Here is a 20499-nt window from a genome sequence, read left to right as displayed (position 1 = left end):
GGCTGGGAGCTAAAGCCCGCCCGCCACATCCACCAGGCTGCCCGTCATGTACGACGCCTCGTCCGACAGCAGCCACACGATCGCGCGCGCGATCTCCTCCGCTTCGCCGCCGCGCTGCATCGGGATGCGCGCCTTCACGCGATCCACGCGGCCCGGCTCGCCGCCGCTGGCGTGGATCTCGGTGTAGATCGAGCCCGGGCGCACGCAGTTGACGCGGATGCCCTCGGCCGCGACTTCCTTCGCCAGCCCGACCGTAAGCGTGTCGATCGCCGCCTTCGACGCGGCGTAGTCGGTGTACTCGTTCGGCGATCCCAGCCGCGCGGCGACCGAGGACACGTTGACGATCGCGCCGCCGTGACCGCCATGCCGCGTCGACATGCGCCGCACCGCTTCGCGCGCGCACAGGAAGCTGCCGACGACGTTCGCGTTGAACACACGCGTGAGGCGCTCCGCGTCCATCTCTTCCACGCGCATCTGCCGTTCGAGGATGCCCGCGTTGTTCACCAGCGCCGTGACTTCGCCGAAACGGCGGTCGACCTCTTCGAACAACCGCATCACGTCCGCCTCGCGGCCGACGTCGACGCACACCGCCATCGCTTCGCCGCCTTCGCGCGCGATCGCGGCGACCACGTCGTTCGCGTCCTGCTCGCGATGGCGATACGCGATGCACACGCGGTAACCGGCGCCCGCCGCGAGCTTCGCGGTCGCAGCGCCGATGCCGCGGCTGCCGCCGGTGACGATGGCGATTCGTTTGGGTTGCATGGCCACCCGCCGTGAGGAAAGGAGTGAATAGCGAGAAGTGCGCGTCAGTGCGCGCTCACTCCTCACGTCCGCCGTGGCTTGTCTGCTTCAGGTAAACATGCTGCGACTTGATCCGGACAAATCCGGCGCCTTCATAGAACGGATGCGATTCCGCCCGCACCACGTTGGATCGAACGAGCACCTCGCCGATGCCGATCGCGCGCGCCCAGTCCTCGGCCGCGCGCACCAGCCCCTGGCCGATGCCACGACGGCGCGCCGCATCGTCCACGACGAGGCCGACGATCTCCACGCGATCGCCGGTTTCCAGCATCAGGCGGCGCTCGATCGCGACGAAGCCGAGCAGGCGGATGTCGTCGTCGGTGGCGACGATCACCGGATGATCGGCGGAAATCAGCAGCCGGCGCAGGCGGCGCGCGAACGCGTCCGCGTCCTGCGGATAGCCCAACTGCGCGGAGAGCCGCGCGAGTTCGGCGGCATCGCCGATGCGCGCACGCCGCAGCGTCGCCGCGTTGGCGACCTCGCTCACGCCTGCTCTTCGCGCAGCCAGCGCGCCGCGTCGAGCGCGTAGTACGTCAGCACGCCATCCGCGCCGGCGCGCTTGAACGCGAGCAGCGCTTCCATCGCGGTCGCGCGCTCGTCGAGCCAGCCGTTCTGCGCGGCGGCCTTGAGCATCGCGTACTCGCCGCTCACCTGGTACACGTACGTCGGCACGCGGAACTCGTCCTTCACGCGACGCACGATGTCCAGGTACGGCATGCCCGGCTTCACCATCACCATGTCGGCGCCTTCGTCCAGGTCGAGCGCCACTTCGTGCAACGCTTCCTCGCCGTTCGCCGGGTCCATCTGGTAGGTGTACTTGTTGCCCTTGCCCAGCGCGGCGGCCGAACCGACGGCGGCGCGGAACGGGCCGTAGAACGCGCTGGCGTACTTCGCGCTGTAGGCGAGGATGCGCGTGTTGACCTGGCCCGCGTCCTCGAGCGCGCCGCGGATCGAGCCGATGCGGCCGTCCATCATGTCGCTGGGCGCGACCACGTCGGCACCGGCCTGCGCGTGCGAGAGCGACTGGCGCACCAGCGCCTCCACGGTGTCGTCGTTGAGGATGTAGCCGCTCTGGTCGAGCAGGCCGTCCTGCCCGTGCGTGGTGTAGGGATCGAGCGCGACGTCGGTGATCACGCCCAGCTCCGGGAAGCGCTGCTTCAACGCGCGCACGGCGCGCTGCACGATGCCGTCGTCGGCCCAGGCGATCGCGCCGTCGTGCGTCTTCTTCTCGATGTCCGGCACGCCGAACAGCGTGATCGCGGGAACGCGCAGTTCGCTGCACTGCTCGGCGACGCGCAGCAGTTCGTCGATGGAGAGGCGCTCGACGCCCGGCATCGACGCGACCGCCTCGCGGCCGTCGCGCTCGTGCACGAAGACCGGATAGATGAGGTCGTTGGCGGTGAGGACCGACTCGCGCATCAGGCGGCGCGAGAACTCATCGCGGCGCATCCGCCGCGGACGTGCGTGGGGGTAGGTGCTCATGCGGGCATTGTACGCCTCATCAGAAGGCCGACCCTCCGCAGGCGATGGCGCTACTCCCTCCCCTGCGGGCAGGGGGACGAGCCATACACCCGATACCGCAAAGGCACCAGCCTCAGCTCGCTGCCCGGCGCCGGCGTCGTCAGGCCCGGCGTCGCCGCGAAATCCAGTTCGACCGGCCGCGCCTGCCCTTCGACGTGCAGCTCCAGCGTGATCCGATCGGCGAGGCGATGCGCCGCGACCACGCGCACGCCGATGCCCTCATCGCCTTCGCCCGGCGCGATGTCGTGGGCGCGCGCATACAGCCGCGCCGCGCCGTCCGCCACGCCGTCGGCGCTGAACGTGCGCGCATGGCCCGGCAGGTGGAAACGGCCGTCGCGCACCTCGCCTTCCAGCACGTTCGCGCGGCCGATGAAATCGAACACGTACGCCGACGCCGGATCGCTGTAGATCTCGTCCGGTGTGCCGACCTGCTCGATGCGGCCTTCGCGCAGCACGACGATGCGGTCGGCCAGTTCCAGCGCTTCTTCCTGGTCGTGGGTGACGAACAGCGTCGTCTGCCCGGTGCGTTCGTGCAGCTGGCGCAGCCAGCGGCGCAGTTCGACGCGCACCTTCGCATCCAGCGCGCCGAACGGTTCGTCGAGCAGCAGCACCGTGGGATCGATCGCCAGCGCACGCGCGAGCGCCACGCGCTGCTTCTGCCCGCCGGAGAGCTGTTCCGGATAGCGGTCGCCGAAGCCCGGCAGCTGGATCAGCCCGAGCAGTTCTTCCACGCGACGCGTGATCGTCGCCTTGTCCGGGCGCTTGCGGCGCGGACGGCTGCGCAGCCCGAACGCGATGTTCTCCGCGACGGTCATGTGCTTGAACAGCGCATAGTGCTGGAACACGAAACCGACGTTGCGTTCGCGCAGGCTCAGTCGCGTCGCGTCGTCGCGGCCGAACAGCACCCGGCCGGAATCGGGATGCAGCAATCCGGCGATCACGCGCAGCAACGTGGTCTTGCCCGAACCCGACGGCCCCAGCAATGCGACCAGCTCGCCGGCGGCGACGTCGAGGTCCACGCCGTCGAGCGCCGCCACGCCGGTGTAGCGTTTGCTGAGCTGGCGCAGGTGCAGGTCCATGCCGCTCCGGGGCTGGCGTGCGGGGCCGTCGGCGCCGAGGGTGACAGGTTCCGCCGACGCGGTCGAATGCGCCGTCGTCACGGCCGCATGCGCGATGCGCAGGCCGTTGCCGGAGGCGTTCACCGGCGCGGCGATGTCAGTGTCGGCGATGGGATTTCGCAAGGGCGTCGCCATGGCGGGACTCCAGCCAGAACTTCAGGATGAGGGTGATGAGCGCGAGCCCGGCCAGCAGCGAGGCGGCGGCGAAGGCGCCGGTGCTGTCGAACTCGTTGTAGAGGATCTCGATGTGCAGCGGCAGCGTGTTGGTGAGCCCGCGGATGTGGCCGGACACCACCGACACCGCGCCGAACTCGCCCATCGCGCGCGCCGAACACAGCAGCACGCCGTACAGCAGGCCCCATTTGATGTTGGGCAGCGTGACGCGACGGAACATCGTCCAGCCGCCTGCACCGAGCGAGCGCGCCGCCAGTTCCTCGTCCGCGCCCTGCTGCTGCATCAGCGGGATCAGCTCGCGCACCACGAACGGGAAGGTGATGAACAACGTCGCCAGCACGATGCCCGGCCGCGCGAACAGGATCTTGATGTCGAAGCGTTGCAGCAGGTCGGCGAACCAGCCGTGCGAACCGAACAGCAGCACCAGGCACAGGCCGGCGACCACGGGCGACACCGCGAACGGAAGATCGATCAGCGACAGCAGCAACTGCTTGCCGCGGAATTCGAACCGCGCGATGGCCCATGCGGTGAACAGGCCGAACCCCGCGTTCACCGGCACCACGATCGCCACGGTGAACAGGGTGAGCTTCAGCGCCGACAGCGCATCGGGCTGGGTGAGCGAATCGAGCCACCTGCCGAAGCCCTCTGCGAACGCGGCGCCGAGCACCATCACCAGTGGCAAGACGACCAGCGCCGCCATCACCAGCACGGCGAGCGCGATGAGCGACCAGCGCAGCCACGCCGGTTCCTGCAGGTCGCGGAGGGCGGCGTCATGCATCGCGGCGGGCTCCGCGTCGTTCATGCGCGAACAGCAGCGGGATGGCGTTGATCGCCAGCAGGCAGACGAACGACGCGACCAGCAGCAGCGCGGCGATCGCGATCGCGCCGGGGTAGTCGTATTCCTCCAGCCGGATCGTGATGAGCAGCGGCGCGATCTCGGTCTTGTACGGCAGGTTGCCGGCGATGAAGATCACCGACCCGTACTCGCCCAGCGCACGCGCGAACGCGAGCGAGAACCCGGTGAGCAATGCCGGCAGCAGTTCGGGCAGCACCACGCGGCGCAAGGTGGTGAGGCGCGAGGCGCCCAGCGACGCCGCCGCTTCCTCCTGCTCGCGGCCCAGCGCTTCCAGCACCGGCTGCACGGTGCGCACGGCGAAGGGCAGGCCGATGAAGACGAGTGCGATGACGATGCCGATCGGCGTGTAGGCGATCTTCAACCCGAGCGGTTCGGTGAAGCGCCCGACCCAGCCGTTCGCCGAATAGATCGCGGTGAGCGCGATGCCCGCGACGGCCGTGGGCAACGCGAACGGAAGGTCGACCAGCGCATCGAGCAGGCGCCGGCCTGGAAAGCGGTAGCGCACGACCACCCACGCCACCAGCACGCCGGCGGCCGAGGCGACCAGCGCGGCGGCGAAGGACGCGGTGAAGCTCAGTTTCAGCGAGGCCTGCACGCGCGGATCGTGGATCGCGCGCAGCCAGCCTTCCGCGCCGAGTCCCGCCGCGCGGATCGCCAACGCCGCGAGCGGCAGCATCACCACGATGCTCAGCCACGCCAGGCCGAGGCCGAGGCTCAGGCCGAAGCCCGGCAACGGGCGTCGGCCCCGGCGCGCAAGCGGGAGGGGAAGGGCGAGTGTGGACATGGCGTGTCGGCCGTTCGAAGGCATCGGCTTACCGTGGCCGATAGATCCGGTCGAAGAACCCGCCATCGGCGAAATGCTCCGCCTGCGCCTTCTTCCATCCGCCGAACGCCGCGTCGATGGTCACCTGCTTCACCTGCGGGAAACGCGACCGTTCCGCGGCCGGCACCTTGTCCGGCTCGGCCGGGCGATAGCCGTGCTTCGCCGCGAGGCGCTGGCCTTCGGGCGTGTACAGGAAGCGCAGGTACGCTTCGGCCTGTTTGCGCGTGCCATGCCGGTCGACGTTCTTGTCCACCCACGCCACCGGCGGCTCGGCCTTGATGCTCAGGCTCGGGACGACGATCTCGAACTTCCCGCGCGTGCCCGCATCGTTGAGCGTGAGCAGCGCCTCGTTCTCCCACGCGAGCAGCACGTCGCCGATGCCGCGTTCGACGAACGTCGTCGTCGCGCCGCGCGCGCCCGTGTCGAGCACGGGCACGTTCCTGAACAACCGGGTGAGGTAATCGACGACCTTGTCGCCGTCGCGATACTGCTGCGACGCCCACGCCCACGCCGCGAGATAGTTCCAGCGCGCACCGCCGGACGTCTTCGGGTTGGGCGTGATCACGCCGACGCCGGGCTTCACCAGGTCGGCCCAGTCGCGGATCTGCTTCGGATTGCCCTTGCGCACCAGGAACACGATCGTCGAGGTGTACGGCGCGCTGTTGTGCGGCAGGCGCGTCTGCCAGTTCGTCGGCAGCAGTTTGCCGTTGGTGGCGATGGCGTCGATGTCGGCGGCGAGCGCGAGCGTCACCACGTCCGCTTCCAGCCCATCGATCACCGCGCGCGCCTGCTTGCCCGAACCGCCGTGCGAGGCGCGGATATCGAGCGTTTCGCCGGTCTGCTGCTTCCATTGCGCGGCGAAGGTCCTGTTGACCTCGGCGTAGAACTCGCGCGTGGGATCGTAGGACACGTTGAGCAGCTGCGCGTCCTTCGCGGACGCCACGCCGCCGGCAAGCACCATCGCCAGGCCGAGCACCGCATTGCGGAAGAAGGTCTTCATGGGTTCGATTCCGTGGAGAGGGTCAGAAGGAGAACTGCGCGCGCGTGAAGAACGCTTTCTCGTCCTCGCGATCGGCGCCATCGGCGGCTCCGCCGTCGAAGGCCGTCTGCGTGTAGTTGGCGACGAGCTTGAAGTTCGCGGTGAGGTACCAGTTCACGCCCAGCGCCCACGCGGTCGCCTTGCGCGCCGAATCGGCGGGATCGGCGAAGACCGGAAAGGCGTCGTCGTCGAGGGTGAGCGCGCCAACGCGCCCCACCAGTTCCCAGGCCCCCCAGCCTGCACCGCCGACGGTAAAAGGATGGTTAGGTCGCGCCACGCCCTTGTAACCGGCGTCCTCGCCGGTGAGCACGAAACTTGCCAGCAGCTGCCACGCGCTGTGCTGGAGCGATTCGCGCTCGCCGGTGGCGGGCAGCACGACGTCCTGCCTGGAACGGATGTATTCGCCCAGCACGCCGAACGCGTTGCGATACCAGTACGCCTGCGGCGACCAGCGCGTGCTCTCGCCGTCGGCGAGCACCGCGCTGCGATAACCGAAGAACTGCACCTGCCCCGGCGTGCGATAGCGCGGCAGGAAGCCGTTGCCGCCGCCTTCCTTGTCGCCGGTGCTCGCGCCGATGCCGAAGCCCAGGCCCGACAGCGCGCCGGCGCCGTTCTTCCACGGTTCGGCGAACACGCGTGCGCCGAACTCGAAGTGGTCGTCGGGATTGGTCGTCGCCGAATCGCGGCCGTCGACGGTGCCGTTGTACACGCCGGCAACGTAGGACACGGTCGAGTTCGCGACCTCGCCCTGCAGCTGCACGCCGATCTCGCGGCCCGGCGCCAGCTCGCTGGGGAAACCGAGTTCGACCATTTCGATCGCGCTGCTGGACTGCAGGCGCTCCAGTCCGACCGGACTCTTGGTCTTGCCGATGCGCAGCGTCGCCGCCGGACTGAAGCGCAGGTCGGCCCACGCGTCGAGCAGGGTGACGCTGTCGCCGGCCAGTTCGGGCGTGATGCGGAACGCGAGCAGCGGGCCCCACGTGCCATCGAGCGTGAGCTGCGCGCGCCGCCACAGGAAGGTGTCGTTCTGCGGGTCGGCGTCGTCGTCGATGTAGAAGCGGCCGTCGGCCTGCGCCAGGCCGCGGAACTTCAGTTCGACATCGCCCGGCGGCGGCGATTTGATCGACAGGCCCTTGTTCGCGCTGAGGCTCACCACCGGCGTGCTCGCGGCGCGGGCCTGCGCTTCCTCTGCCTGGAGGTCGAGTTTGCGTTCGATCACGCGCAGGCGCTGGTCGAGGTCGGCGAGCGCATTGGCGTCGCCGGGCGCGGCGCCGTCGGCCGGCGCGGTGCCCAGGCGCTGTTCGATGGCCTGCAGGCGGCGGGCGAGTTCCTCCACGGTGAGCGGCGCGTCCGATTGCGCATGCGCCGGAAAGGCCACCGCCGCGCATGCCAGCGCGATGCCGGCGAAGGCGGGGACGGTCGATCGTCGCGTTCGGGTGCTGGGCATGGCGGGTTCCTGGGGAAGGGGAGGCTTGCGGAGCGGCGCCGGCGATTCCGGCGGCACGGCGCGACTGTCGCCTTCCACCCCGTGAACGGACAAAGGCTCGTGCGTCATGCGGTCATGCCGAAGCGGTATGAGCGGGGGGACGGTGCCAAGAAGGTGTGAAGCGTCCCCGGTGCTTCCTGGCCGCTCCCCTGCGCGCAGGAGATGGGTGAAGCGCTTGTAGCCCGGGTAAGCGAAGCGCATCCGGGATGAGCGCGACGGGCTCGGGGTGCGCTTCGCTTGCCCCGGGCGACGAAAGCAGGCACAAAAAAACCGGCGCCCGAAGGCGCCGGTCCGGATCAGGCAACGAGTGCTTCCGTCACGGACGCAGATTCGTCGCCGTGCACACCAGGATCGCCGCCCCCTGCAACGGATGGATCAGCTTCGCGCTGCGCAGGCGGTGCTGCAGGTCGACCATGCACTGCACGTACTTGCCCGGGTTCTTCGCGGACACCTTGCACAGGTTGTTCCAGGCCTGCACGTTCGCGCCGACGATGAAGCCGCCCGGTTCGAGCACGTCGACGGTGGTGTTGCACTTGCCGATGCGCGCGTCGCCGTTGTTCACCTTCCAGCCCATGTCGCGATACAGCGCCGGCGAGAGATCGACGTTGTACTGCGCCTGCACCGTCGGCGTGTCGAACGGCTCCATCAGCGCATTCGGCGACAGCGCGGTGTCGTAGTGCGAGAACGTCGAGCCGCCCGCAACGACGGACGGTGCGTACAGGCGCACGCGGCCGGTGTCGTCGGCGCCCTGCAGCAGCACCGGATCGACGTCGAAGGTCACGTTCACCGGCAGGTTCGCCTTGAACGTGTTGCCGTCGTCGAGCGTGATGCGGATCGCCGGGATGGCGATGTTCGGATCGCTGCCGCCCAGGTCCGGCGGCGGGCTGCCCGCGGCGTTGTCGGCCACCACCATCGCGATGCCGCCGGCGGCCTGCACGTTCGCGGCCTTCACCACGAAACCGCAGGTGCCGCGATCGACCAGCACGATCTTCCCGGCCACCGCCGCCGCGTTGGTCAGCGGCGTGCACGCATCGCCGGTGGTCGGGCCGGCGGGATTGGCCTCGTCCACGCCGAGCACCACCTGCCCGGTGAAGTTCGCCGGCGACGCCACGGGGCCGAAGCTGGCCGTGCCATAGAGGTAACGTCCGGCGATGTTCGCCGGCGCCGTGACGGTGAAGTACTGTCGGTTGTCGAGCACCAGCGCCGCCTCGTTCTTCACGCGCTGGCCCGACCACACCAGCCGCCCGGAGGTCTTCATCACTTCGGCACGCTGCGCCGGCGTGCTGGCCGGATCGTTGAAGCCGATGCCCAGCACGTTGTCGAACGCGTTCTGCGTGTACACGTCCGAGCGCGGGCCGGTGCCGTCGAAGTCGCCGAACTGGCCGGTGAACTTGTCGAGGAAGCCCTGGAAACCCAGGCCGTGGCCGATCTCGTGCATCACCACGTTGAGGAAGTTGATCGAGCCCGCGGGCGTCTTGCCGTCCAGGCCGTAGTACCACGTCGTGCCGGCCAGGCAGTCCGGCTTGCCGAGGTCGCCGTTGAAGCGCGAGACGATGTCGGCCGGATCGTCCGGTACCGGATCCAGGTCGACGCCCGCGAGCGAATCGGCCAGCGCCGAGTGGTACCAGATGCCCGGACGCGGCGCGTTCGGGAAATCGCGATCGATCCAGTTCGCACCGGCCGAACCGAGCGTCGCGCCGGTGGCGGTGCAGTTCAGTCGTTGGAACGAGGCGCCGACCTTGATCGGCACGTCGCTCTTGAGCACCGCGCCCCACAGGTCCATCGCGAAGCGGTAGACGATCTGGCGCTGCTGGCCGACGGTCGTGCCCGGATTCAGGCCGACCGGCGTGGCGGCGGTGGGATCGTCCAGGCCGAGCCCGGTGCCGGCATCGCCGTTGAGCAGTACCAGCTGCGCGGCCGATGCGTTGAAGGCGAATGCGCCGCCGAGGGCGAGCGCGCAGGCGAGAAGATGCTTTCTCATTTCAGCAGCTCCTCGTTGTCGTGGGTGTCGACGGAATCGCCGTTGGGTTCGGCGTGCTCGACGACCAGCTGGCCCGACGCATCGCGATGCGCGACGACCGAGCTCATCATCGATTCGGGCACCTTTACCGACACGCCGCCGTGCGCGGACTTGCGCGCGGTGGCGCGTGCCGCCGCCGCATCGCGCGGCGCGGCGAACGTCTTCGCCATCGCCGGCGCGACCTTCGCCTGCTTTCCTTGTGTCAGCGCCTGGTCGAGCTGCGCGCTCTCGCTCGCGGTGAGCGGACGAAGCCGCCCGGTTTCCGCATCGATGCCGACCTTCACGCCGGCGACGGTTACCTGGTGGGTGGAGGACTGGCCATCTTCGGCCTGTACGTTGAAGCACAACCCAAGCGCGACTGCTGACAACCAAAGCGCGGATCCGATCCTTTTCATGGGTCACGTCCCGATCTGAAGGTAATGAACCCCAGCCGATTCCGCCCTCGCGACGTCCATCGCGAAGAATCGAGCATGGGGATGCGTACGGGCTCCCCCTTCAGCCCGCTTCGACTATGCGCCCGCTTCCACGCACGCGACAAGCCCGCGCCGCAACATCGCGCGGACCCACGTATTCAGCAGGAAAATGCGGCCACGTATGGAACGGCGCGCGTGAAGGAGACCCTCACGCGCGCGTCGCCGCGGCGGCTCAGACGATCCCGCCGCCGAGACCGAGACGAACGATGCCGACCACGATCACGATGCCGTTGAGCACCAGTCCGGTCTTCGCGCGCCCGCGGTTGCCGGGGCTGGTGAAGAGGATGCCGATGGCGGCGATGATCGCGCCCACCGCGGCGAACGGGATGAGCAGCCAGTTGCCCCATCCCAGCAGCGGAATCAGCGCGATGACCATCCAGATCATGGCGACGATGCCCCAGAGCAGGCTGATCAGACCCATTGCGGCGACTCCCTTGGTTGGCCGGTCCGCACGCGAAGGCGTGCGGTGCGATGTCGAGCTTAGTGGGCGTTGCGCCATGGCAACAACCGCGTGCGATGAAAGGGCTGATTTCGGACGTGAAGGGGCGGAAGTGGGGAGTGGAGCGGTTGGCTTGAGCCCCTCTCCGATCGGGAGAGGGGTTGGTGAGGGGCGGGGCGTGCGATCACGCTCACGCTCGCCATGCTTCGCCTTGAGCCCCTCTCCCACCGGGAGAGGGGTTGGGGTGAGGGGCGGGGCGTGCGGCTACGTTCGCACTTGCGATGCTTCGCCTTTGATCGCGCCCCGCGCCGAAAAATCAAAATGGGTTCCAGCTTCCGCTGGAATGACGGTGATGTGGTTTACCGGTGCGGGAGTGCCCGAATGTCGCGGCCTGGATCCGGCCTTCGCCGGGAGGATGGTGAGAGGGGGGCGGCAAAAAGGAGATCCCGTGATCCGCTCTTCCGAATCACGAATCACGAATCACGAATCACGAATCACGAATCACGAATCCCGAATCACGAATCCCCAAATCAATTACCCATGCACCCCATCGATCTCCACCCGCAGCTCACGCCGGCACACCGCGGCATGCAGCACGACGCGCGGCACCTCGCGCGGCAGGCGTTCGTCCAGCGCGCGCGCGACCACGCCGAGTTCCTCGCGATCGCGCACGTACACCTTCAGCGGCGAATGCGGGCCGAAATGCGCCGGCAGCGACGGCCACTGCGCGCGCGCGGCGGCGATGAGGCTGTCGAAGTTCGCCAGCGTCTCGTCCAGTTGCGTGGCCACCGAATCCGCGTGCCGCGATTCGTGACCGACGATCGCGGCCGTGCCGGAAATCATCAGCGGCATCGCGCCGCCCATCGGCGGCAGCATCGCGCGGGCGAAGCTCGGCGGTTGCGGGCCGTACTGGCGCGGGTAGCGGTACGCGCTGATCTGGCGCGGGTTCTCCAGCGGCGTGCCGGGCACGCGCGAGGCGAGCCAGTACACCTGCAGGCGACGCGGCGCATCGCCTGACGCATCGGGCGCGTTCACCTGGCCGATCGCCGTCGCGGCCGGCAGCGTATGCGGGTCCACCGGACCGAGCCCGCGCGCGCGGCCGACGCAGAACTGCCGGTAACGCTCCAGGTCGCCTTCGCCGATGGTGATGCCGTCCAGGTAGTTCCAAACGCGCAGCAGGTGCGGATAGCCGCGCTGCTGCACGAATTCGATCAGCCGCCGGTACAGGCGCTCGGCGGTGGCTTCGATGTCGCTCGCGCCGGGGGCGCTGTCGTCCACGCGCTCGTCGAGTTCGAGCGCGCCGAACAGCAGCGCGCCATCGTGCGCCCACGCGACGTCGCCGTCCCGCCCGCGCTGCACCGGACCGCCCGCGCGCCAGACTTCCAGCGGCGCATCGCCATGCGGCTCCAGCGCGACGCGCAGGTAACGCGGGTCGTCGTTGTGGGGCGCCTTCGCGCCGAAGCCGATCACCGCCAGCGTGTCGGGCGCGAGGAGCCGCGATTCGGGCGTGTCGTGCACGTACTCCACGGTCCAGCGCGGCGTCGGCCACGGCATCGGGCTCACCGCGCTCACGGCGCGCGCTCCGGGCCGGGCTGCAGCGTGTCGGCCGCGCCGTGCAGTCCCACGTCCACGCCCACCTGCCGGCGCCGCTTCAGCCAGCCGCGCAGCGCCAGCGGCGCCATGCGGATCGCGGTCAGCGTGTAGACCAGCCGGAACAGGCGCAGGCGCTTGAGCACCTCCGGGTTGTCGAACACGTCGCCGGCAAGCATCGAGATCACCGCCTGTTCCACCTGCCACACGTTGCGCGGATGGTTGAACAGATGGCGCATCACCGGCGTGGTGAAGCGGTAGATGAACCACTGGAAATGCTTGAGGCCGCGCTTGAGCCGCGTGTCCATCTCGCGTTGCAGCGCGGTTTCGCGCGAGGGATCGCGCAACGCGCCGTCGACCAGCTGCGCGGCCTGCTCGGCGCTGTTCATGCCCAGGTACACGCCGGAGGAGAACACCGGATCGACGAACGCGTACGCATCGCCGACCATCACCCAGCCCGGGCCGTGCATGCGCTCGCACGTGTACGAGTAGTTGCCGGTGACGTGCACGGGCGCGATGCGCTGCGCGTTCTCCATGCGCTTTTTCACCTGCGGCTCGGACTCCAGCGTCTTCATCAGGAACGCTTCGTTCTCGCCGCGGCGCTGCTTGAGGTATTCGGGGAAGCACACCGCGCCCACGCTCATCACGCCATCGCGCAGCGGGATCAGCCACATCCAGCCGTGCGCGAAACGCTGCACGGTGATGTTGCCGGCGTCCTCGCCGTCGCGGCGTTCCACGCCGGTGAAGTGGCTGAAGATCGCCGCCGACTGGTGCAGCGGGTTCTTCTTCTTCAGCTTGAGCTGGTTGCCGAAGAGCGTGTCGCGACCGCTCGCATCGACGATGTAGCGCGCGCGCACCGTGAATGCGTTGCCCTGCGCGTCGCGCGCGTGCGCGATCGAAGGCCGGCCGTCGCGGCCGAATTCCACGCGTTCGACCTTGTGCTTCTCGCGCGCATCCACGCCGTTGGCCTGCGCGTGGCGGAACAGCAACTGGTCGAACTCCTCGCGCTTGACCTGGTAGGCGTAGCCGAACGCGGGGTTGAGCGCGCGTTCGAAGCGGAAGGTGTTGTACTGGTCCGCGCCCTCGTTGTCGGGCGCCATGGGCGTGCCGTCGTCGTTGACGATCGGGAACTCCGCGCCGGGCTTGAAGACGCCGATCGCCTTGACCTGCTCCAGCACGCCGAGCCGCTCGAGGATCGGCAGGTTCATCGGCAGCAGCGATTCGCCGATGTGGAAGCGCGGGTGCGCGTCCTTCTCCAGCAGCAGGACCTTCCAGCCCTTGCGGGCCAGCAGCGTCGCCGCGGTGGTGCCGGCGGGGCCGCCGCCGACGACCAGCACGTCGGCCTGCAGTACGGTCGGGGCGTCGGAAGGCGTGTTCAGCTCGGCCGGCGAGGCGCTGGCCGGGCCGGACTCGGGGACGGTGTCGGTCATGCCGCGCATGATAAGGGAATGCCCGCGCCCGCCCGGTGGATTCCCGGGGCCTGGCCGGCCGCCTGCCCGGATCGGCACGCCGCGCGGCCCGGACGGTTGCGCACGGCGCGCCGATGCCGGATCGTGGCGTCCCTCGAAATACCTGCGCTGGAATCCCCGATGTCTGAACAAAGTCCCGTCGAACGCGAACTGGCGGAGCTGCTGGTCGAAAGCCTGAACCTCGAGGACGTGGCGCCCGGCGACATCGACCCGGAGAGCCCGCTGTTCGGCGAGGGCCTGGGGCTGGATTCGATCGACGCGCTGGAACTGGCGCTGGCGATCTCCGGCAAATACGGCTTCCAGCTGCGTTCGGACAGCGACGAGAACCGCCGCATCTTCGCCTCGCTGCGCGCGCTGGCCGCGCACATCGAACAGCGCCGCGCGGCGTGAGCGCGGCCTCGGCGCCGACCGGCATGGCCCGCGCCGTCGTCCGCGCGATCCCGGCCGTGGCGCTGGCGGTGGCCTATCCGCTGCTGGCGCACTGGGCCACGCATGACGGCGGCGGCGTGCCGGCGGCGATCGCGATGGCCGATCTGGTCGCGCTGTGCCTGGTCGCCCCCCTGATGCAGGGCCAAGGCTGGGCCTGGGCGGTGCTCGCCGCCAGCGGCGCCGCGCTGGCCTGGCTGTCGCAGACGCACTACGCGCAAATGCTGCTGCTCGCGCCGCCGATGCTGTTCGTCGGTTTCGTCGCGTGGATGTTCTGGCGCAGCCTGCGCCCGCCGCGCGAACCGCTGATCACCCGGATCGTCGCGGCGATGGAAGGCTGCGAACCGGCCACCCTGCCGGCGCCGCTGTACCGCTATTCGCGCAACCTGACCGCCGCCTGGGCCTACGTCATGGCCGCGCTCGCGCTGGCGAACGGCCTGCTCGCGCTGATCGCCGTGCCCGATGGCGTGCTCGCCCGGCTGGGCCACGTGCCGCCGGTGAGCGTCGGGCAGGAGGAGTGGTCGCTGTTCGCGAACCTGCTGAACTACGGCATCGTCGGCGGCTTCTTCGTCGGCGAATACGCGTTGCGGCGCTGGCTGTTCCCGCATCGCCCGTACCGGCACTTCTTCGATTTCCTGCGGCAGATGGCGGCGCTCGGCCCGCGGTTCTGGCGCGGGCTGTTCGATTAGGAACAAGCAGGAAGGAACGGGCGGCCAATCACTCGTTACTCGTTCCTTCCCACTCGTTACTGGTCTTGAAGCTATCCTGACGCCACCACCGCGCAGCCGCCGCCACGCATGGATTTCACGATTCCCGCCGACCACCCCAGCCTGCCCGGGCATTTCCCCGGCCGGCCGCTGGTGCCCGGCGTGGTCGTGCTGGAGCGCGTGGTGGAGGCGATCGAAGCCGCGCACGGGCCGATGTCCGCGTTGCGCCTGCCGCAGGTGAAATTCCTGCAGCCGCTCCTGCCGGGCGAGACCGCGCGCATCGAACTCGACGGCGCGACGCCGCGTTGGCGCTTCCGCGTGCTGCGCGATGCGACGCTGCTGGCGAGTGGCGAAATCGTCGCCACCGACGGAACATGCGCCGCATGAACGCGCACTGGAAGCAGCGCCCCGAAGGCGGCGGCTATTTCGCGCTGTGGCTGATCCGCAGCATCGCGCGTTATGGCGGACGCCCGGTGGCGCGCGCGTGCCTGTATCCGATCACGCTGTATTTCCTGATCGTGCGCGGCCCCGAACGCCGCGCGTCGCTCGCATACCTCGCGCGCGTGCTCGATCGCCGGCCGGGCCTGTGGGACGTCGCGCGCCACATCCACACCTTCGCCGCGACCATCCTCGATCGCGTGTTCCTGCTCAGCGGTCAGCTGTCGCGCTTCGACATCGCCACCGTCGGACTGCCCGCGCTGGCCGCGCGCGTGGACCGCGGCGAAGGCGTGCTGGTCTTCGGCTCGCACCACGGCAGTTTCGACGCGCTGCGCGTGCTGTCGCTCACGCGGCCGTCGCTGCGCGTGCGCATCGTGCTCGACGTCGCGCACAACGCGGCGATCACGCGTCTGCTCGACGCGCTCAATCCGCAGCTGGCGCGCGACGTCATCGACGCCGGGCAGGATGGCGTGTCGATCGTGCTGGCGATCCAGGAAGCGCTGGCGCGCGGCGAGCTCGTCGCGCTGCTGGTCGATCGCACCGAGTCCGGCGACGCCTCCGTGCGCGCGCCGTTCCTGGGGCGCGATGCGGCGTTCCCGGTCGCGCCGTGGTCGCTCGCGGCGACGCTGAAGGTGCCGGTGGTGCTGGCGTTCGGCCTCTACCGCGGCGGCAACCGCTACGAGCTGGTGTTCGAGGAATTCAGCGCGGGCCTCGACATCCCGCGTCGCGAGCGCGGCGAACGCATCGCCGCGCTCGTGCGGGACTATGCCGCGCGATTGCAGCACCACGTGCGCCGCGCGCCCTACAACTGGTTCAACTTCTACGATTTCTGGCATGGCGATGACGCAGCGGACGATTCCCCTCTCGCGCACCTGGGCGGTGCGGCTGGCGCCGGCGCTGCTGCTGGCGAGCACCGCGACCTGCGCCGCGCCGGCTGAGCCGGCGGTCGACGCGGGCTGGATCCTGGCGAAGATCGCGCGCCCCGCGCCGGCGCGCACGCCCTTCGTCGAAGTGCGCGGTTCCAGGCTCCTGAAGAAGCCGCTGCGGCTCACCGGCGAATACCGCCGCCCCGACGCCGACACCCTCGTGCGCGAAGTGCGCACGCCGTACGTCGAAACCACCACGCTGCGCGCGGGCGAGGCGACGATCGAACGCGCCGGGCAATCGCCACGCACGTTCTCGCTGTCGCGCGTGCCGGAGCTCGCCGGCCTTCAGAACGGCTTCGGCGCGCTGCTCGGCGGCGATCACGCGCTGCTCGAAACGCATTACCGCCTGCAGGCCGACGGCACGCGCCAGCGCTGGCGGCTCACGATGACGCCAAAGGACGCGGCGATGGCGTCGAAGTTGCAGGCCATCGTGCTCACCGGACGCGGCGCGGAACTGCGCTGCATCCAGGCCCGCCCTGTCGGGAATGGCGAAGCGCAGCGCACGCTGCTCGCCGGCGCGGCGCAGGACGCCGCGAACGTCACCGACGCCGCCGCGCTGGCGGCGCTGTGCGACGGCGCGCCGGCGCGATGAGCGAACGCGCACCGGCCGGACGCGCGATGGGCGCGACTCGGCGACTCGCGCTCGCCTTGCTGTGGCTGGTGCTGCTCGCGGTGCTCGCGCTGTTCGTGGCGCCGCGCGTGCAACTCAGCGGCGACCTGCGCAAGTTCATGCCCGCGCCGCAGACGCCGGCGCAGAAGCTGCTGATCGACGAACTCGGCGAAGGCCCGGGTTCGCGCCTGTTGCTGGTCGCGTTGTCGGGCGAAGCGCCGCAGGCGCTGGCCGCGCAATCGCAGGCACTGCGCGAACGCCTGCTGGCGACGCGCGTCGGCGTGGACGCACCGTTCAAGCTCGTCGCGAACGGCGGCGATCCCGGGCTCGACGCGATCCCGCCGCGCCTGCGCCCGTACCGCTACCTGCTGTCGCCGACGCTCGACACGCAACGCTTCGACGCCGCATTCCTGCGCGCGGAACTCGATGCGCGCGTGCAGGATCTCGGCTCGCCCGCGGCCGCGATGATCGAGCCGCTGCTGCCGACCGATCCGACCCTTGAAACGCTGAAGCTCGCGCAACTGTGGCAACCGGCGAACGCGCCGCAGCGGCTGCACGGCGTGTGGTTCGATCGCGCCGGTCGGGAAGCGCTGCTCGCGATCGAAACGCATGCGGCCGGCTTCGATCCGGAAGGCCAGCAGGCCGCGGTCGATGCGATCCACGCCGCCTTCGACGCAGTGAGCGCGGGCACGAAGACGCGCCTGACGCTGACCGGGCCCGGCGCGTTCTCGGTCGAGATCGGCACCCGCACCGCGCGCGAGGCGAGCCTGATCGGCACGCTGGATTCGCTGGTGTTCGTGCTGCTGCTGTGGATCGCGTACCGCAGCTGGAAGGCGCCGCTGCTCGGCGGCCTGCCGCTGGCGAGCGCGGGCCTCGCGGGCCTGGGCGCGGTGGCGCTCGCGTTCGACGGCGTGCACGGCATCACCGTCGCGTTCGGCTTCACGCTGATCGGCGTGGTGCAGGATTATCCGATCCATCTGTTCAGCCACCAGCGCGCCGGCGTCTCGCCGTGGGCGAGTGCGCGCGCGCTGTGGCCGACCCTGGGCACGGGCGTGGCATCGACGTGCATCGCGTATGCGACGTTCCTCGTCTCGGGCGTGGATGGCCTGCAACAGCTCGCGGTGTTCACGGTCGTGGGCCTGGCGACGGCGGCGCTGGCGACCCGCTTCCTGCTGCCGGCGCTGATCGATCCCACGCCCCGCGATGCCGCCGATTCGGCTTGGCTCGCGCGCTGCTGGAACGCGCTCGCGCGCTGGCCGCGCATGAATGCGGTCGCCGGTGGCGTGCTCGTGGTCATCTCCGTCGCGGTCATCGCCTTCGCCCCCGGCGCGTTCTGGCAGAACGACCTCGCGCGCCTGACGCCGGTGCCGCCGGACGCGCTCGCGCGCGATGCGCAGCTGCGTGGCGAACTCGGCGCGCCGGACGTGCGCTACGTGATCGCCCTGCAGGCGAACGACGCCGAACACGCGCTGCAAGCCTCCGAACGCCTGACGACGGCGCTCGAAGACCTGCGTGCGCAGGGCGTGGTCGCAGGTTTCGATCTCGCCGCGCGTTACCTGCCAAGCGCCGCGACGCAGCGCGCACGCCAGTCGAAGCTGCCGGCCGACGATGAACTGCGCGACGCGCTGCGCGAGGCGATGGCCGATGGCGCGTTCAACGACGATGCCTTCGACGGCTTCCTTGGCGACGTCGCGACCGCGCGCGGCGCGGCGCCACTCACGCCGCCGGATCTTGCGGGAACGCCGCTCGCCGCCAGCATCGAAGGCCTGCTGCTGCAACGCGAAGGCCACGCGACGGCGCTGGTCGCGCTCTCCGGACTTCGTGATCATGGCGCCGTCGCGCGCATCGCGCAGGCGCACGGCGCGCAGCTGCTCGATCTTAAGCAGGCCTCCGAATCGCTGGTCGCGCAATACCGCGAGCGCGTGTTGTGGGCGCTGGCGCTCGCCGCGGTGCTGCTCGCGGCGGCGGTGTGGTTCGCGCTGCGTTCGCCGCGCCGCGTGTTGCGCGTGCTCGCGCCGATGGCGCTGACGACGCTGCTGATCCTCGCGGTGCTGCGCGGCATCGGCGTGGAGCTCAACCTGTTCCACCTCGTTTCGCTGATCCTCGCCGCGGGCCTGGGCCTGGACTACGCGCTGTTCTTCGACCACGCCGGCGACGATCGCGCCGAACAGCTGCGCACGTTGCACGCGGTGATCGTGTGCAGCCTGACGACGCTGCTGGTGTTCGCGCTGCTGGCCGCGTCGAGCATCCCGGTGCTGCGCGCGATCGGCGGCACGGTCGCGCTGGGCGTCGCGTTCAATTTCGTGCTTGCACTGCTGATCGTGCGTTCGCCGGTGAAGGCCGCCGCATGAAGACGACGGCGATCCCGCGCGCGGAGATCCTCACGCTGGTGCCGCACCAGGGCGCGATGTGCCTGTGGGACGAAGTGGTGGAATTCGATGCGCGGTCGATCCGGTTGCGCGCGTTCAACCATCGTGACGCCGTGCATCCGCTGCGGCATCGCGACCGCCTGCACGCGGTGCATCTGGGCGAGTACGGCGCGCAGGCGATGGCCGTGCATGGCGGCCTGCTCGCGCGCGTGGCGGGCGGGGGCGTGAAGCCGGGCATGCTGGTCGCGCTGCGCGATCTGGTGCTGCATGTGTCGCGCATCGACGACCTGCCTGGCGCGCTCGAAGCGCAGGCGCAGTGCCTGATGGCGGACGCATCGGGCAGCCAGTACCGTTTCCTCATCACGCACGACGGCACGACGCTCGCGAGCGGACGCGCCGCCGTGCTGCATTCGCTTCCGGGAGAGTCCGCATGAGCGCACGCAAGCACACCGGCCCCCGTCGCGCGCTGGTCACCGGTGGCAGCGGCGACATCGGCAGCGCGATCTGCACGCGGCTGGCCGCGGACGGCTGCGAGGTGATCGTGCACGCCAACCGCAACGTCGAGCGCGCGCAGGCGGTGGTCGAGGCGATCCGCGCGGCCGGCGGCATCGCGCAGGCGGTCGCGTTCGACGTGGCCGATTTCGACGCGTCGCAGGCGGCGATCGCCGCGTTGCTCGAAGCCGGTCCGATCCAGGTCGTCGTCAACAATGCCGGCGTGCACGACGACGGCCCGATGGCCGGCATGAGCGAGGCGAAGTGGAAGCGCGTCATCGACGTGTCGCTTCACGGTTTCTTCCACGTCACCCAGCCGCTGCTGCTGCCGATGGCGCGCACGCGGTGGGGTCGCGTGGTGAGCGTGTCATCGGTGGCGGCGGTGCTGGGAAATCGCGGGCAGGCGAACTACGCCGCGGCCAAGGCGGCGCTGCACGGCGCCACGAAGTCGCTCGCGCGCGAGATGGGCAGCCGCGGCATCACCTGCAATGTCGTCGCGCCAGGCGTGGTGGAGGGGCGCATGGCGGAGGCGGCGTTCCCGGAGGAGACCATCAGGCAGATGGTGCCCGCCGGCCGCGCGGGACGCCCGGAGGAAGTGGCGGCGCTGATCGGCTTCCTGTGCTCGGACGCGGCCGGCTACGTCAACGGGCAGGTGATCGGCATCGACGGCGGCATGAGCTGAACGGACGGCGACTTCGTTCGCTTCCGCGCGACCGCCGCTG

The 20499-nt window shown here is 69.9% G+C and carries 21 protein-coding genes; 8 read left to right on the top strand and 13 right to left on the bottom strand.

The window, feature by feature from the left end:
• Positions 1–9 precede the first annotated feature (9 nt).
• The 13 genes from I4U41_RS18065 to I4U41_RS18005 all read right to left on the bottom strand — a co-directional run bounded on the left by I4U41_RS18065 (position 10) and on the right by I4U41_RS18005 (position 13770).
• Entirely contained in the window at positions 10–762 is a 753-nt protein-coding gene (locus I4U41_RS18065) for an SDR family oxidoreductase (protein WP_206862563.1), read from the bottom strand.
• A 55-nt stretch (positions 763–817) separates the two neighbouring features.
• Positions 818–1288 carry a GNAT family N-acetyltransferase gene (locus I4U41_RS18060; RefSeq protein ID WP_206862562.1) on the bottom strand — a complete coding sequence of 157 codons (471 nt, stop codon included), beginning with the start codon at positions 1286–1288 and terminating at the stop codon, positions 818–820.
• The gene (hemB, locus tag I4U41_RS18055; RefSeq protein WP_206862561.1) at positions 1285–2283 is read right to left on the bottom strand and encodes a porphobilinogen synthase; all 999 of its coding nucleotides are present in this window, start codon (positions 2281–2283) and stop codon (positions 1285–1287) included. The genes I4U41_RS18060 and hemB overlap by 4 nt, the downstream gene beginning before the upstream one ends.
• Before the next feature lie 50 nt (positions 2284–2333).
• Positions 2334–3401 (bottom strand): sulfate/molybdate ABC transporter ATP-binding protein, encoded by a 1068-nt coding sequence (locus I4U41_RS18050; RefSeq protein ID WP_206862602.1) that lies wholly within the window; start codon positions 3399–3401, stop codon positions 2334–2336.
• Positions 3402–3537: 136 nt separating this feature from the next.
• Positions 3538–4392: a sulfate ABC transporter permease subunit CysW gene (gene cysW, locus I4U41_RS18045; protein WP_242525351.1), complete on the bottom strand. Its 855-nt coding sequence runs from the start codon at positions 4390–4392 to the stop codon at positions 3538–3540.
• The gene (gene cysT / locus I4U41_RS18040; RefSeq protein WP_206862559.1) at positions 4385–5254 is read right to left on the bottom strand and encodes a sulfate ABC transporter permease subunit CysT; all 870 of its coding nucleotides are present in this window, start codon (positions 5252–5254) and stop codon (positions 4385–4387) included. Before cysT ends, cysW begins: the two co-directional genes overlap by 8 nt.
• Before the next feature lie 28 nt (positions 5255–5282).
• Positions 5283–6293: a sulfate ABC transporter substrate-binding protein gene (locus I4U41_RS18035; protein ID WP_255542132.1), complete on the bottom strand. Its 1011-nt coding sequence runs from the start codon at positions 6291–6293 to the stop codon at positions 5283–5285.
• A gap of 22 nt (positions 6294–6315) precedes the next feature.
• Positions 6316–7779, bottom strand: coding sequence for an OprO/OprP family phosphate-selective porin (locus I4U41_RS18030; protein WP_206862558.1), 1464 nt, complete (start codon positions 7777–7779; stop codon positions 6316–6318).
• Positions 7780–8134: 355 nt separating this feature from the next.
• Positions 8135–9799: a PA domain-containing protein gene (locus tag I4U41_RS18025; protein WP_206862557.1), complete on the bottom strand. Its 1665-nt coding sequence runs from the start codon at positions 9797–9799 to the stop codon at positions 8135–8137.
• Positions 9796–10233: a post-PEP-CTERM-1 domain-containing protein gene (locus I4U41_RS18020; RefSeq protein WP_206862556.1), complete on the bottom strand. Its 438-nt coding sequence runs from the start codon at positions 10231–10233 to the stop codon at positions 9796–9798. Before I4U41_RS18020 ends, I4U41_RS18025 begins: the two co-directional genes overlap by 4 nt.
• 250 nt (positions 10234–10483) lie before the next feature.
• Complete coding sequence (locus I4U41_RS18015; RefSeq protein WP_206862555.1) at positions 10484–10732, bottom strand: hypothetical protein; 249 nt, start codon at positions 10730–10732, stop codon at positions 10484–10486.
• Positions 10733–11284: 552 nt separating this feature from the next.
• Positions 11285–12304, bottom strand: coding sequence for a chorismate transformation FkbO/Hyg5 family protein (locus I4U41_RS18010; protein ID WP_206862600.1), 1020 nt, complete (start codon positions 12302–12304; stop codon positions 11285–11287).
• 14 nt (positions 12305–12318) lie between these two features.
• Complete coding sequence (locus tag I4U41_RS18005; RefSeq protein ID WP_206862554.1) at positions 12319–13770, bottom strand: NAD(P)/FAD-dependent oxidoreductase; 1452 nt, start codon at positions 13768–13770, stop codon at positions 12319–12321.
• Between the two features lie 159 nt (positions 13771–13929).
• On the opposite strand from I4U41_RS18005, the gene I4U41_RS18000 reads away from it, so the two are divergent.
• The 8 genes from I4U41_RS18000 (at position 13930) to fabG (ending at position 20459) form a co-directional block, all read left to right on the top strand.
• On the top strand, positions 13930–14199 hold the full coding sequence (locus I4U41_RS18000) for a phosphopantetheine-binding protein (RefSeq protein ID WP_115842728.1): 270 nt from the start codon (positions 13930–13932) through the stop codon (positions 14197–14199).
• Positions 14200–14222: 23 nt separating this feature from the next.
• Entirely contained in the window at positions 14223–14924 is a 702-nt protein-coding gene (locus tag I4U41_RS17995) for a COG4648 family protein (protein ID WP_206862553.1), read from the top strand.
• A gap of 108 nt (positions 14925–15032) precedes the next feature.
• Positions 15033–15329: an ApeI family dehydratase gene (locus I4U41_RS17990; protein WP_206862552.1), complete on the top strand. Its 297-nt coding sequence runs from the start codon at positions 15033–15035 to the stop codon at positions 15327–15329.
• Entirely contained in the window at positions 15326–16318 is a 993-nt protein-coding gene (locus I4U41_RS17985) for a lysophospholipid acyltransferase family protein (RefSeq protein ID WP_206862551.1), read from the top strand. Before I4U41_RS17990 ends, I4U41_RS17985 begins: the two co-directional genes overlap by 4 nt.
• Positions 16236–16898 carry a LolA-related protein gene (locus I4U41_RS17980; protein WP_425492644.1) on the top strand — a complete coding sequence of 221 codons (663 nt, stop codon included), beginning with the start codon at positions 16236–16238 and terminating at the stop codon, positions 16896–16898. Before I4U41_RS17985 ends, I4U41_RS17980 begins: the two co-directional genes overlap by 83 nt.
• Positions 16895–19267: an MMPL family transporter gene (locus I4U41_RS17975; protein ID WP_242525350.1), complete on the top strand. Its 2373-nt coding sequence runs from the start codon at positions 16895–16897 to the stop codon at positions 19265–19267. The genes I4U41_RS17980 and I4U41_RS17975 overlap by 4 nt, the downstream gene beginning before the upstream one ends.
• A complete protein-coding gene (locus tag I4U41_RS17970; protein WP_206862550.1) occupies positions 19264–19719 on the top strand; it encodes a hotdog family protein in 456 nt (151 codons plus the stop codon). The genes I4U41_RS17975 and I4U41_RS17970 overlap by 4 nt, the downstream gene beginning before the upstream one ends.
• Positions 19716–20459, top strand: coding sequence for a 3-oxoacyl-ACP reductase FabG (gene fabG / locus I4U41_RS17965; protein WP_206862549.1), 744 nt, complete (start codon positions 19716–19718; stop codon positions 20457–20459). Before I4U41_RS17970 ends, fabG begins: the two co-directional genes overlap by 4 nt.
• Positions 20460–20499 lie beyond the last annotated feature (40 nt).

It is taken from the genome of Lysobacter changpingensis (genome assembly GCF_017308985.1).
Lineage (GTDB): Bacteria > Pseudomonadota > Gammaproteobacteria > Xanthomonadales > Xanthomonadaceae > Lysobacter_J > Lysobacter_J changpingensis.
The sequence above is the reverse complement of the archived record's forward strand: the minus strand, read 5'-3'. Positions and strand labels throughout refer to the sequence as shown.